Annotated in this window: 11 protein-coding genes; 6 read left to right on the top strand and 5 right to left on the bottom strand. The window is 59.1% G+C overall.

Annotated features, from left to right (window positions below; all coding sequences use genetic code 11):
- The first annotated feature begins 133 nt into the window (after nucleotides 1-133).
- Nucleotides 134-1819 carry a hypothetical protein gene (locus P9L99_20050; GenBank protein ID MDP8225663.1) on the top strand — a complete coding sequence of 562 codons (1686 nt, stop codon included), beginning with the start codon at nucleotides 134-136 and terminating at the stop codon, nucleotides 1817-1819.
- 1 nt (nucleotide 1820) lies between these two features.
- On the opposite strand, the gene P9L99_20055 is transcribed toward P9L99_20050, so the two are convergent.
- Nucleotides 1821-3107, bottom strand: coding sequence for a B-box zinc finger protein (locus tag P9L99_20055; GenBank protein ID MDP8225664.1), 1287 nt, complete (start codon nucleotides 3105-3107; stop codon nucleotides 1821-1823).
- 184 nt (nucleotides 3108-3291) lie between these two features.
- On the opposite strand from P9L99_20055, the gene P9L99_20060 reads away from it, so the two are divergent.
- From P9L99_20060 to fni, 3 genes are all read left to right on the top strand, one after another.
- Nucleotides 3292-3633 carry a hypothetical protein gene (locus tag P9L99_20060; GenBank protein ID MDP8225665.1) on the top strand — a complete coding sequence of 114 codons (342 nt, stop codon included), beginning with the start codon at nucleotides 3292-3294 and terminating at the stop codon, nucleotides 3631-3633.
- Between the two features lie 61 nt (nucleotides 3634-3694).
- Nucleotides 3695-4429 (top strand): DUF4412 domain-containing protein, encoded by a 735-nt coding sequence (locus P9L99_20065; protein ID MDP8225666.1) that lies wholly within the window; start codon nucleotides 3695-3697, stop codon nucleotides 4427-4429.
- A 51-nt stretch (nucleotides 4430-4480) separates the two neighbouring features.
- The gene (gene fni / locus P9L99_20070; GenBank protein MDP8225667.1) at nucleotides 4481-5536 is read left to right on the top strand and encodes a type 2 isopentenyl-diphosphate Delta-isomerase; all 1056 of its coding nucleotides are present in this window, start codon (nucleotides 4481-4483) and stop codon (nucleotides 5534-5536) included.
- Here the strand turns inward: fni and P9L99_20075 are convergent.
- The 3 genes from P9L99_20075 to P9L99_20085 are packed head-to-tail and all read right to left on the bottom strand — an operon-like array spanning nucleotide 5533 to nucleotide 8748.
- Nucleotides 5533-6252 carry a hypothetical protein gene (locus P9L99_20075; protein MDP8225668.1) on the bottom strand — a complete coding sequence of 240 codons (720 nt, stop codon included), beginning with the start codon at nucleotides 6250-6252 and terminating at the stop codon, nucleotides 5533-5535. The genes fni and P9L99_20075 overlap by 4 nt on opposite strands.
- Before the next feature lie 21 nt (nucleotides 6253-6273).
- A complete protein-coding gene (locus tag P9L99_20080) occupies nucleotides 6274-7776 on the bottom strand; it encodes a carboxypeptidase M32 (protein ID MDP8225669.1) in 1503 nt (500 codons plus the stop codon).
- A gap of 27 nt (nucleotides 7777-7803) precedes the next feature.
- The gene (locus tag P9L99_20085; protein MDP8225670.1) at nucleotides 7804-8748 is read right to left on the bottom strand and encodes a hypothetical protein; all 945 of its coding nucleotides are present in this window, start codon (nucleotides 8746-8748) and stop codon (nucleotides 7804-7806) included.
- Between the two features lie 115 nt (nucleotides 8749-8863).
- Here P9L99_20085 and P9L99_20090 point away from each other — a divergent pair, with 115 nt between their 5' ends.
- Together P9L99_20090 and P9L99_20095 are read left to right on the top strand one after the other, a co-directional pair.
- Nucleotides 8864-9238: a hypothetical protein gene (locus P9L99_20090; protein ID MDP8225671.1), complete on the top strand. Its 375-nt coding sequence runs from the start codon at nucleotides 8864-8866 to the stop codon at nucleotides 9236-9238.
- On the top strand, nucleotides 9232-10848 hold the full coding sequence (locus tag P9L99_20095) for a hypothetical protein (GenBank protein ID MDP8225672.1): 1617 nt from the start codon (nucleotides 9232-9234) through the stop codon (nucleotides 10846-10848). Before P9L99_20090 ends, P9L99_20095 begins: the two co-directional genes overlap by 7 nt.
- Nucleotides 10849-10858: 10 nt before the next feature.
- Here the strand turns inward: P9L99_20095 and P9L99_20100 are convergent, their stop codons facing one another.
- Nucleotides 10859-13813: a tetratricopeptide repeat protein gene (locus P9L99_20100; GenBank protein ID MDP8225673.1), complete on the bottom strand. Its 2955-nt coding sequence runs from the start codon at nucleotides 13811-13813 to the stop codon at nucleotides 10859-10861.
- Nucleotides 13814-13911 lie beyond the last annotated feature (98 nt).

Below are 13911 nucleotides of genomic sequence, written 5' to 3' on the forward strand. Positions count from 1 at the left end.
GTAGTCTTAGGCGCACAGCAATCCCCTTCACGTAAGTGAAACGAACCTCGGCTGGGTCTTTGCTTTACAAGGCCGCCGCTTTGCGAGATAATTCAATAGTTACCTAATAATGCCCAGAAGGAGTGCGAAAAACGTGCGTCGGGGAGCACTTTTCACATTGGTACTGGCGCTGTTTTTTGCCGCAACCGCCACCGCGGCGAACTGGCCGACCTTCTTTTATTATCAGGCGAGCGGTCGCCAATTGTTGGGCGTACAGGTCCGCGCGCAAGCCGAACCGGTTTGTCTCGTCTTCGGTGAACCCGACGAACTGCCCCCCGGCGTAGTCGCCCAATTCGGCGAAGCGATTTTTCTCGGCGACGGCGCCGACATGAAATCGAACCTTACGGCTTTCCGCCGGGCCTTGGCGGAACAAAACGGCGAGAAGAACTTCGAAATCGGCGCGTTTTCCACAGGCGACGTCGTGCGCATCCAGCAATTGATCACCGGTAGGAATACGACTACGGAAATTGACGGTTTGCGCGGCTTCAACCTCAATGCCGCACTGGCGGACGCCGAAGAAATCGACGCGCTACTCTTGTTTATGGATTTGACCAGCCTGCATCGCACGGGCGTCAAGCAACCAAGCAGACGGCAAATCAACAGTTGCCGTCCCATGATTGAGCGCAATCTGAATGCTCTGGTCACCCACGGCCCGCCGGGTCTGCTGATGGGGACGTTGCGCGTATCGTTCAGCATGGCCGAATGCCTCAACAAAAAAGAAGACGCGGACGGCGACGGTATCGTGGATGTTGACGAAGTGCAGTTGTACGGCACCGACCCGCGCAACAAAGATACCGACAACGACGGCATCGACGACGGCCGTGAAATCGCGCTGCTGGATGATTTTCCCGCGTTGAAACCCACTCGGGCCGACAGCGACGGGGACGGTTTGTCCGACGGCGAGGAATTTGCGTTACGGGAACGGGGAATGTTGATCGATCCCGGTTCCGCAGACACCGACGGCGACAGTATCTCCGACAGCCAGGAATTGTCGACCTTGCACGAGGGAAAAAGCTTCGACCCCACGAATTCGCACAGCTTCTCGCCGACGGTTGGGGACGGGGAAATTTTCAAGCAGCACAGGGACGCCGATGAGAATGTCAGCCTCGGCGCCATCGTGCTGATTGTGGCGGCGATTTTGCTGGCGGCCGCCATCGCGCTGCTGCTCTATTTCTGGCGCAAGGACAAGGATACGCGTATTACACGGCAAAAGGCCTTGCAGCATCAATTACCGGAGACGTTTCGCCCGGCGCCGAAAGATACGTTCGCAAGGCACGCACCGGGCACCGGGTCCAAACCCGGAAACAATGCCCGGCCGAATGACGAAAAAGAAAGTGACGCCGCGCGGCCACCCGCCGAGGCGAAGCGCGCCGCTCGTACGCACTCTCTCATGGAAGAAATGTGGGAGGGTGTTTTTATGGGCGGCGAGGAGGACGATGACATGCCCGATCCGGAAGCCAGGAAGGCCATCGCTGAAGTCAAAGAGAGTTTGAGTCGATTGGAGTCGCACGTAATACAGCTATCCTCGGCCGTCACCACGATCGCCGAGCGGTTGGACAAATTGGTGCCGAATCTTGACTCACGGCTTAAGGGCGTGGAGAACGCCATCCTCGCCCTGCAAAAAAGCGGCGGCGTGATTCAGGACAAATCGATCTTAAAGAAGTTCAACGAGCAAGAATTGTTGATCGGTCAATCGATGAACGAGATGGGGCGGTTGCTTGACGATTACAGCATTCGCATCCAACGCCTGGAATCTCAGATCCGATTGATGATGGATTAGTTCAGGGGCTCACCGCCGCAAAGGTCGCGTCCCTCGTTGAAGCCGAAATCCAACCCAATTGAAACGCGGTGTGCGGACCAATCACCACATTTTCCAGGTTGTTGATTCGTTGGATTTCGAATTCGCGCGTGGGTACGTAAATGCCCATGATTTCCGCTGCTTCTTGCGGATGGCGTGGCTGCTTATCGGGATTGGCGTATCCGCTGGGGAACAGCGGGTAGCCATGTTCGTCTAGTTGTGGCTCGGCGCCGAGCATACGCGTGACATAATGCGCCACCGCCTCAATGTAGTAATCGTTGCTGTATTGCCCCTTCAAAGGCAGGCGCATGTAGCCGACCTCGTCGTGGTAGTAGCCGAGTTTCTCGATGTAGTCGTTTTCCACACCGCTGTCTTTACTCAACTCGACGAACAGTATGTGATCGTAGGCGTTTAGATCCAGACCGTTCACTTCTTCGATATTCTTGAAAAAGCGGTGGAAAGCCCGGTTCGCCTTAAGCCCTTGCCACGACACCGAGGCGTCGCGGCTGGGTTTGGGCACAGCACCGCCGATTTCGTACAGCCCGTAGGTATCGATTTCCACGATGTCGATCTGCCCTGATGCGACGCGCTCGAATTCCCGCTGAAACCAACCGTCGATATCGGGAATCGTGTGTTCGGCGCCTTCGGTCAACTCGCCGGGACGCGTGGTCGTGCCCATGCGAGTGAAATACTCGGCCAGGTCTTCGGTCATTTCGCGCGCCGTTAATACGACCGCCACTTTCTTCGTGTTGATATACAGGTTGTTGAACCATCGCTTGGCCTGGGAACCAACGGCCAGCCACAACCACAAAGCGATAAATACTCCGGCCACCGAAGCCAGCGCGATCATCACGCGCCGTCGCTTATATCGTACGTAGCATTCCGGACACAGCAGTTTTCCCTTTGAGCCCACGATGCATATTTCGCAGATATACTTGTGACAGCCGGGCTCTTTGCACTTCGCGCGCGCTCGGCGATGAGGGTGCGTTGAACAGAAACGCCCCGCCCCACGTCCGATGGGTAGGACCTCGATATTGGCGCCGGCTTCCCGCAACGTTTCCGCGAATTGTTCACCGGCTTCCAACGGAATCGAAGGTATCAGTTCAACCGGTGTTTCTTCAATAATATCACCGGCTTCTTCGAACGTTATCCCGAGTTGGCTTGCCAGAACCTTGATGACTTCGTACTTGTCTTTCTCATTTTGAATTTCGACAAGAACTACTTTGGCTTTTTCGGCTTCTTGCTGGCTTTTACCCTTGTCGTCGGCCATACCGCCTCCATCGCGCTGAATGGATCAGTTCGTCCCCGTTAGTTTACATAGTCTTGTAGGACTTTCACAACCACCGGTTTATTCTTTCCCGAGGGACTTCCTAATCGGCCTTTTTCCTCTTTATCTTTTCGGCAAACGATTCTACATTCATTAGCGGGACGGCACACTCCCGCGGAGGTTTTTTTTGGTTTTACGGGCGACGCACCTTGCGCCGCAGTTAGCTGCTGCAAATACCGCGATCATTCGCGATCCGGGTGATCGAAGTGTAGCGCGGCGACAGAGCGAGAGTGTCGAGCGCCGACGTCGCGACGTACTTGCCCAAAACACGCAAGAGCGAAACGCCCCTTTAGAAAAGCGGCTGCGCAACGAAAGCGAGTGGGCCCAGAGTCGTCCCAAACCGGCCAAGTTGACGTCCAATCAACACTTCAAAGACCGCATCCCGCCCGGCGCGATTTTCTACGATGAGATGGACGATCTCACCAACGGCGTCAACCAACCTGGTTTACTCGTTTCGCTGCGCGTTTGACGTACGTCCCACCCCGCCGCTATAACCACCGAACGTTGCACGACGAAAAGGAAAACCGCTTATGTTGAAACGTGCTTTGGTCCTCAGTTTGATTGTGCTCTCGGTTGCCGTCGCCCAGTGGGCGGTGGCGCAATCCGGCACCGATTTGTCGCTGTACCGTGAAGAACAAGTATCGGTGTCACGATATCCCGGCGGCATGCAGATGCAGATGGTCACCAAGTCATGGATCACGAATCAAAAAATGCGCACCGACGCCGCTGACGGCGCTGACGTTACGATCGTTCGTGCCGACTTGGACAAAGTGTACAGCATCAACATGAAGCGGAAAGTCTATTCCGAAGTGCCGATCGATGTATATCGGCGTACGGCGAAGCTGTCGCTGGCCATGCTGAGCGCCGATCCGACGTATCGCTGGACGAACCGCACGAAAACGATCGGCAAATGGAAATGCCGCGAAGTGATCGTGGCTGAAAAGACGGGCGCCGCCGGTGAACGTATGCAGACCGTGTGGTGGGTCAGCGAAGATTCCAAATTGGATAATCGTTTGTTCCGACGCATCATGGCGGTAACGGTCGGATCCGAGATGGACGCGGAGACGGCGCGCTTTTTCGAAAAGCTCGCCAACATTCCGGGCTATCCGGTACAAACCGAAAGCTCGTATACCCGCGAGGGCACAACGATAAAATCCGTCAACAAACTGATCAAGCTCGAGCGGCGCGAAATCGATGAATCGCTTTTCGAACTGCCCGGCGGGCTCACGAAAATCGTGGTGCCGATGCCGGGGCAATTGAAATAGCCGGCCGAACTGCGCACAATACGAAACAGTCGGGGGCGGAAGGAACAAGTTATGTACACACGCAGACCACGCAACGAAAAAGAGTTGCAGCTTGATATCTGCATCAATGAAGATGTCTGCCCGTGGCAGTCGACAGGGTTTGACCGCTATTTCTTCGTCCACGAAGCCCTGCCGGAAATCGACCGCGATGAAGTGGACGTCACAACCGAATTCCTCGGCAAGAAACTACGCGCGCCGATCATGATCGCTCCGATGACCGGCGGCTTTGAAACCGCGGCGAAAATCAATCGTCACCTGGCGCAAGCCGCCCAGGAACTCGGCGTGGCGATGAGTGTGGGCAGCCAGAAAATCGCCATCGAGAAGCCGGAACAGGCCGCCACCTTCCAAGTGCGCGACGTCGCGCCGGACATTCTGCTGTTCGCCAATGTGGGTGCCGTGCAACTCAATTACGGATACGGCGTGGAAAAAATGCAGCAGGTCGTCGACATGATCGGCGCCGACGCGTTGTGCCTGCACCTGAATCCGTTGCAGGAAGCGCTCAAGGAAGAGGGAAACGTCAACTTCACCGATCTGGCCGAAAAAATCGCGGTGATCGCCCAGGAATTATCGGTGCCCGTGTTTGTGCGTGAAGTGTGCAACGGCATCAGCCCGCGTACCGCGGAACTGTTGATTCGCGCCGGCGTGGCCGGTATCGACGTGGGCGGCGCGGGCGGGACCAGTTGGATGATCGTCGAAGGTTTGATCGCCAAGGACGAAAATCGCCAACGGATCGCCGAGAGTTTCCAGAACTTCGGTATTCCGACTGCGCAGTCGTTGGTCAATGTACGCTCGCTGAGTAAAACTTTGCCGCTGATTGCTACCGGCGGCGTCCGCTCGGGAAAAGACGTGGCCAAAAGCCTGGCGCTGGGCGCCAACCTCACCGGTATCGCCGCGCCCCTATTGAAGCCGGCGTTGGTCAGTCCTGAAAAAGTGATACGAGAGTTGATGCGCGTCATCGAAGAATTGGAAATCTTGCTGTTCTGCCTGGGAAAGAGAAACCTGGCCGAATTCCGCGCCGACGAAAACGTGCTGCACGAATACATCGCGCTCGCACCGCATCAGGGCTAGCGCGCGCGCAGAATCGACTCGCCGCGCTTGCGGAGTTTTTCCGCAAAATCCAACGATAGATAGAATAAGGCGTTGTTGATCGCCTGCTCGAAACGCGTGCCGTGCGTCAGCGCGCCGGTCACACCGGCCTTTTGTTGCGCCCCGGTCGCCAACGAACGATATGCCACCGGCACCGCGGGGCGCCGGCCCGGAACACCCTCGGATTGGAGCAGCAGGCCGCGTTCCCTGCCCGTGTCCACCTCCCGTACGATGACTTCCATCGTGAATTGCACGAGAAAACGATTCTCCCGGTGTTTTCGGAATTCAAAGTAGGGATTTTGCGGCACGCAAATCAGGTCGAACTCTTTCCCGGTCGGCTCTTCCACCCACTCCACCTGCTCAACCGCAAGTCGCGCCGCGTCGAATAGCCCGTTGGCAATCGCCAGGCCTAATTGTTTGTCCAAGCCGTATTTTTCACCGACGCCCGCCGGAACGCGATCCAACGCGGACGTTTTCACCAGCGCAACGCGCAGCGGCAGTTTGGGGAAATCCTCCGGTATTTCGGCATGGACGAAAGGCCGGCGCGCAATCTCGTAACTGCGCGTGCACGCCAACGCAAACGCCAATGCGGCGATCACCAGGATAAGGCTGAAGTTTCGAATACTCCGCATGCCCGCGATGATACGGACGCCGGCCGCAGCCCGCAAGGTGACGGCAAACACTTTTATGGCACGCATCGCGCTCGACGAAACCGGCGGCTAGAGCCCGTAAATCGGAGAATACTTCTCGCGCAGGTAGTCCATGAGCGGTTGCGCGCTCGGCGGCTCGCCGGTGGCCCATTCGATGAGTTCGTCGCCGGGCAGACGTTTCCCCTGCGTATGGATTTTCTCCCGTAGCCACGCGAGTATCGGCGCGAAATCGCCTCGCTCGATCAGGCCGTCCATGTCCGCCAGGTCGGCGCGAATCGCCTTGTACAATTGCGCCGCGTACAAATTGCCGATCGTATACGTTGGGAAATACCCCAACGCACCCAGCGACCAGTGGATGTCCTGCAACACGCCGTCGGCATCGCGGGGCACATCGATGTGCAGGTAATCCTTCATCTTGCGATTCCACACCTCGGGAAGGTCGTTCACCGAAATCCGCCCGGCCACGAGGTCGACCTCTATTTCGAAGCGCAGAATGATATGCAGGTTGTACGTCACCTCATCAGCCTCGACCCGAATCAGCGACGGTTTCACGATGTTCATCATTCGATGCACGGCTTCTAACGACACGTCGTGCAATTGCTCCGGGTAAAACTCTTGCAGCGTCGGATAGAAGTGTTTCCAGAACGGCAGACTGCGACCGATCACGTTTTCCCAAAACCGGCTTTGACTTTCATGCACGCCGAGCGAAACCGCTTCGCCACGCGGCGTATCGAGGTGTTCGTCGGGCACTCCCTGCTCGTACATGGCATGACCGGCTTCGTGAATCGTGGCGATCAGACTGGGGCGAAAATCGTCTTCGAAAAAACGCGTCGTGATGCGCACGTCACCTTTTTGTCCGCTGCAAAAGGGATGCGCCGCAACGTCCTGACGGCCGCCGGCGAAATCGAATCCGAGGCTTTTCACGACCGTACGCGCGAACGCCCGCTGCTTGTCGATCGGATAATGCCGGCCGATGATCGCTGAGGCGTCGACCGGTTCCGCGTCCAGGATCGTCTCCAGAAACGGCACGAGCCGATCCCGCAAATCACCCAGCAAGGTGCGGATCGACGACTCCGTGGCAAAAGGTTCGTGGCGGTCGAGCATGGCGTCGTAAGGTTTGTCTTCATAGCCCAACGCCGCGGCTTCCTGTTTGCGTAGTTCCACGGTGCGTTCCAGCAACGGCGCGAAAGCCGCAAAATTGTCGTCGCGACGCGCTTCCACCCAAGCTGACTGGGCTTTGCTGTCGTGCCGACTCATCTCTTCGACCAACGCGACCGGCACCTTCACGGCGCGGTCAATCTCGCGCTTGATCTCGCGCACGTTTACTCGGCCGGTTTCGTCGAGTTCGTCGACCCGCTCCGCCAAGGCGTTGAGGCGTTCGACCATCACCTGGTCGGTTAACCGACGATGTAGAATCCCGTCCATGAGCGCCACTTGCTCGGAACGACGCCCAATGCCCAGCGGCGGCATGTTGACCTGTTGGTCCCAGTGCAACAGGCCGCCGACGCCCGCCAGCACGCTGATTTCCCGGTACCACCGGATGATTTCATCGTAGGTTTGTTGGGTCTTCAATATTTCCCACCTTTCTCGCGCGAGCGCCTAATCCCACTGGGCGCGCGCAAATCCTATGTATTCCTTGCCCTTCGACCAACCGTCGCGTGCGTTGAAGTAGAGGCGTGTCTCGTCTTCGAACACGGCCAAATCAAACGCATACACGAAAGCCCGCAGCCACCCCTCGCCCGTCGGTTGGATGATGGGCTGCTCATGCACTTGCCGAAAACGATAACCGTCGTCGGATTCCAACAACATGATCGCTGATCCGTGCCGGCCGTCCGGGCCGCGGTAAATGCCGTTGTTGAAAGCCCAGAATCCGCCGCCTTCCTTCGGGTACAACTTGATCGAGCCCGCGCCGCGGTTTCGCCAACGGTGATCGGGGTCCGGCCCGATAATCGGCACCGCATGCCGCCGGTAAGGACCCAGGATATGCTCGCTTTCAGCGACCCCAATATACCGCGGCTCGGTCACGAGTGTATCAAACAACGCGATGGCTCCGGCGCTGTAATACAAGCGGTAGGTGTCGCCATCCTTGACCAATCCCGGGCAGCTCGTATAGCTCGGCAAGCGTCCTTCCCAGGCCAGCAACGGCGCCAGGATTTCCCGCTCCGCGCTCCAGGTTTCTAAGTCGGTCGAAGTACGGGCGCAGATTCGGGAACGGTGGTAGGTCGCCGCGTGCAATTCGTAGAACAGGTGGAATACCCCGTCCTCCGGGTAAACGAAGGCGCGCATACCCCGGCAAACATTCCCGATCAACCGCCATGCCACGCCGTCCTCCCCGATGAAATGCTGCACGTGCCGCAACGTGTTGCAGAACAAGTGCCATTGCCCGTCGGGCGATTCGCCTGGTGTCAGCACGGTGGGATCGCCCATCAGCCAGTTGGGCGGGGACGGATGGATGACAGGATTATCCGGATGCAGCACCCATCTCGCGGCGGCCAGGTCCTTCATCGTCACCTCGCAGGTCGTCATTTTGCGGAGACGTCGCATTATGATAGCCCGTCCGGCGGCTCGCAAGCGCTTGGTCGGTGCCTCGGTCGGCGGTTTCGTTTGACCCCCTCGGGGCGCGCGGTATAATTCAATTTATTCCCACCCGGAGGTTTGCATGCGTTTGGGCCGCCTGATCGGTTTTGGCTTCGCCGCGTTGTGCTTATTGCTGGGTCTGATCTACCTGCTGTCCCTGGCGTCGCCCCAAGCAATGAACAAGACGGCTAACGGCCTGATTGCGGCGGCGCTGTTGGCGATCGGCGTCGGGTTGCTCATCGTGACGTTGAAATTCCTGCCGGCCCAAAAAATCGAGCACACGGTCGTACGGAAGATCGAACTGCCGGGTGAAACCGAACTGCGGGAAATCAAGTGCCGTAATTGTGGGGGAGCGCTCGGCCAAGACAACATCGACATCGCCCGCGACGGCAGCGTCACCGTAACGTGTCCCTATTGTTCTTCCACCTACCAGATCACGGAGGCTCCCCTATGGTGAGCGCGGCCCGTTATCTCGGCTGGTTTGTCGTTGCGTTGTTGGCGTTGTGCCTCGCCGCGCCGGCGGCGGCGGCGACAACCTATGTTTTCGAAGTGCCGGAAATGACGATCGACCTGTGGCCGCAACTCGACGGCGGTCTGCGCGTGCGGTACAAAATCGTCTTCAAAAACCTCAGCCATGATCCCTTGGATATCGTCGATATCGGCACGCCGAATGACGACTTCCAACTCGATTCCTTTTCGGCCTCCATCAACGGCACTTCGCTTTCCACGTTTCGCCCGAGCCAATACGTCACCGGCGTCGAAATCCCGCTGGCGCCCCACGAGATTCAACACCAGCGTGAGGGCACGCTTCTGGTCGAGTTCGTCCACCCGGACATGGTCTACTACGATAGTGATGACAAGTCCTTCACGAGTGTGGAGTTCGGCAACACGTATTTCGGTGAAGAGTTCATCCGCAAGTATACGAAGCTCACCATGCGTTGGCATTTTCCCGATGGCGTCACCGGCAACGAAACGAAATGGCACCGCGACGAACCCATCGAAAAAGCGACCGTCGGCAATCACTTGGTGTTCACGTATCGGTGGGATCAGGTTCCGCTCAAACGCATGTACAAAACCGGCATCGGCTTTCCCGCCCGCGTGATGCAGGAAGGCGCCATCACGGAACACACTTTGTTCGACTCCTGCGCGGAACTCATCGCCGCGAGTTGCGGATTGATCGCCGCCTGCGCCCCCGCGATAATCTTCTTCGCCATTGTCGGATTGGTGGTCGGCCTCCCTTACTTCCTCCGTCGTCGCCGCCTCCGTCGCTACCTGCCCCCGGCCATCGGCATCGAGGGCGCCGGTCCCAAACGCGGGCTGGCCGCGCCGGAAGCCGCAGTCATCCTGGAATTGCCGCCGGACAAGGTGCTGATGATGATCCTGTTCGGCGTGATCAAAAAAGGCGCCGCTCGCGTCGAGAAGCACGACCCGCTGACGCTCGAAAAGCTCGAGCCCGAACCCAAGCAGCTACGACCTTACGAACGCAAATTTTTGGTTGCGATCAACAAAAACGGCCGGCTCTCGCAAGCCAAGCTCAAGTCGATGTTCGTCTCGCTCGTACGCGCCGCGAACCGCCGTCTGAAAGGCTTTTCTCGCCGCGAAAGCCGCGATTACTACAAGGGCATCGTCGAGCAGGCTTGGCAACAAGTCGAGGGCGCCGCCACGCCCGAAGTGGGTGAGTTGTTCGCCGAAAAAGCCGAATGGTTGGCGATGGACGATGACTTCGGCGACCGCACCTCCCACACATTCGGCGACCGCGACGTGATTGTGCTACCGGGTTGGTGGGCGTCGGGATGGGGACATTATCGATCCGCGCCGAGTCCCACACCCTCCGGCACATTCACGATCCCCGGTGCCAATTGGGCGGCCGATTTCACCCAATCCGTCGGCCACTTTTCCTCGACGGTCGTCGATTCCGTCTCCTCTTTCACCAGCGCCGTGACGCACGTCACCAATCCGCCGCCGGTCTCCTCGACGAGCGGGGGATCTTCCTCGGGCGGTGGGGGCTGCGCGTGTGCGTGCGCCTGCGCCGGTTGCGCTTGCGCTTGCGCCGGTGGGGGCCGCTGATCGCGGCTGCTTATTTGAGGAGTGCCATCAAGCGCGCGGTGTACGACTCGTCCCTCGCCGTTTGGTCGTCGGGGCGCTCGGTGAGGTATTGCCGATACGCTTCGGCGGCTTGATCGTACGCCTCACCGGCAACGAGCAGACGCGCCAAATGCAATTGCGCCGTATGATCGCTTGGGTCACGGCGGACGATTTCCCGCCACGCCTCCACCGCCGCGCGCGACGCTTCGGGGAGTTTTTCCAGCAGTTGCGCCCTCGTACGCCGCCCTTCCGAGTGATCGGGGCAGTAAACGAGTAGCATATCTAACTCATTCAGCGACGCGGCGATGTCTCCGTCCCTCCGGCGAACCCGCGCCAAGTCAAAGCGCCACGCGCATTGGCCCGGATCTTCGACCAACAATTGCTCCAGAACGGTCGGATCATCGACGTGGTTGAAATCGAGCCCGGTGGTCAGCGCTTCCCGCCCGCCTTGTTGCCGCGTCAGCATGCGATCGGCGTATACGAGTTCCGCCAAGGCGCTGAGGTCGGCAGGATCGCACGCCACGGCCTGGCGCAGCCACACGTACGCCGCCGCAAACCGACCGGCGTGTCGCGCCATGACGCCAAGGCCGAAGTACGCCTCGCTTTCATCCGGCGCTAGAGACAGCACCGTGTGGTACTCCCGCGCCGCGACATCATGGCGTTTTGTTGCTCGCGCCACGTGGGCCAATCCTAAATGGGCGCGAACGTTGCGCGGCTCGATCGCCAACACGGCGTTGTACCCGGCGTCCGCCTCGTCCAGGTCGCCACTTTCGCGTTGATAATCTGCGAGGATGAGACGGGCGCGCACTTCTGTAGGATTCTGCTCGAGGATCGCGCGCAATTTCGCCTCGGCCTCTTTTTGCGCCGCCGAACGAACTTTGGCCGCCAGCGCTTCAAAAAACAGAGAGCGATCTTCTCGGCGTTTATCCGCCACTTCCTCCAACAAGCGCACGGCTCGATCGTACTGCTCCTGCCGCGCCAGAAGACGGCCCAACAACAATCGCGTGTCGTCGTCTCCCGGGTCGCGAGTCAAGATGAACTCACTCAACTCCACCGCTCGTGCAAGCGTGTCGGGCCGTTGCGCGTGCAGCCCGGCGAGTCTGCGATAGGCCGCCAAATCCGCAAAAGTGTTGGAAATCCGGGTCTCCAACATGTCGATTTCCTGCCGGCGTCGACGCCGCGCGTTTTCGTCGGACGATGCGAATCCCGCCGCCGCCAAACCGGCCGGATCAACGCTCACCGCCTTCCGAATCGCCCGCACCGCTTCGTCGTGATGCCCAAGGTGGCCGTGTACCGCGGCCACACCAAGCAGCGCCGTGACACTTTGAGGATCGATCGCCGCACCCGCATCGAAAGCAGCCAACGCCTCGTCCCAACGTTTTTCGTCCGTGAACAGTTGGCCCAGTTGCTCTTGAGGCGCAGCTTTATCCGGGTGGTCCTGCGCCGCCTGCTCCAATACCCGGCGCGCTTTTTTCGCGTGTTTTGAACGACGCATTCCGGCCCGTAACTTGCGCCACCAGACGGATAGTTGGAAGCCGTTCCCTTCCATATGTTTTTGCAGGCGATCGACCTGCGCCCCCAGCGATGCGGCGAAACGGGCGTGCGCCTCCGCCAACGCCAAGGCCGTGGATAGATTCATGGCGCCGCTCTCTCGACTTGCTTCGAACTCGGAAATCGCCTCCTCAAACTGTCCCGCCGAAAGTAGAATTCGCGCGAATAATTCGCGAGCTTCGCCCCGGTTCCCCGCCGCCTCTAATACCAGCCGACCTTCTTCGACAGCCTGCTGCTTCCGCCCGGCCCGCAACAGCAAACGAGCCAACGCCGTGCGAGCCTGGGTGTCGGTGGGATTCTGCGCGAGGATTCTGTGGTATTGCTCGACAGCGCTATCCACTTCGTCTCGCCGGCTCAGCAAACGCGCCAGTTCGTTGCGAGCAATCAGGTCGTTCGGGTGATCGTTGAGAAACTCATGGTAGATCATCAAAGCATCGCCGGTCGAAGCGGTGTCGGCTGCATAAACCCGTGCCAAGTTCAATCGCGTGTCGCGGTCGTCCGGTTCCAGGGCCAGGGCCTCGCGATACGCCGCGGCCGCTTCCAGCGAGTTTTGTTGCGCGGCCAGCACGTCACCGCGCAACCGCCACGCTTCAACGTCGCGCCGGTCAGCGGCTAAGAGCCCGGCCAGCGTAGCCAGGGCACCGGCTGGTTGACCGGTAGCGTGGTAGGCACGCGCCAGACCGACGCCGCTTTGTCGCTGGAAGTCGGTATGCGCGGCAAGATGGTTGAACTGACGAATAGCGTCGCCATAGCGCTCGACGGCCATCATCTGCTCGGCCAACAATAAGCGGGCTTCGTTGTCGTCCGGGTGACTCGCGAGGCAGATTTCCAGGTGTTTGATCGCACCCTGCCTATCACCCCGCTCGGCCTTGGCGCGGGCGAGGATTCGATGGGCGCGCGGCTCGTCGACCTTCACCTGCAAAACACGTTCGGCTAAGCGGGCGGCTTCGGCAAGTTGCTGCTGATCAGTAGCCAGTATCGAAGCCAGTTCGAGAGCGGCTTCGGTGTTGTCCTTGGATTCGGCCAGCAGATCGCGGTAGGTTCGTTCGGCGTCCTCTTGGCGACCGAGGCGCTGATAAAAACGCGCCAATCCCATTTTTCCAAAGGCAGGGTCGGAACCGTGGCTCGCCACGTTTTGCCAAGCCTCCATGACCGCCGCGGAATCGATCTGCTCGCCACGCTCGAGCATGACCGTGTACGCTTCGGCCAACAAACGCCACGCTTCGGCGTTGCCCGGCTCGTCCTCCACCGCGGCCCGCAGGCGATCGACCGCCGCGCGGTATTGACCCAGACGGTAAAGTGACGCGCCGTCTTCGAAGGCTCCGGCCCATAGGTGACCCGGCCATAGCAACGCGAAACACGCGAAGACGAGAATCGCCACACAGCTACGCTTCAAGCAGTTCTCCCTGGTAATCAAACCCCGGAGGCAAGAATAGGTAAAGCCGCCGAGGAAGTAAACCGCCGAGGTCAAGAGACGCGCATTATCAAACAGTT

Origin of the sequence: Candidatus Lernaella stagnicola (assembly GCA_030765525.1) — a bacterium.
GTDB classification, from domain to species: domain Bacteria; phylum Lernaellota; class Lernaellaia; order Lernaellales; family Lernaellaceae; genus Lernaella; species Lernaella stagnicola.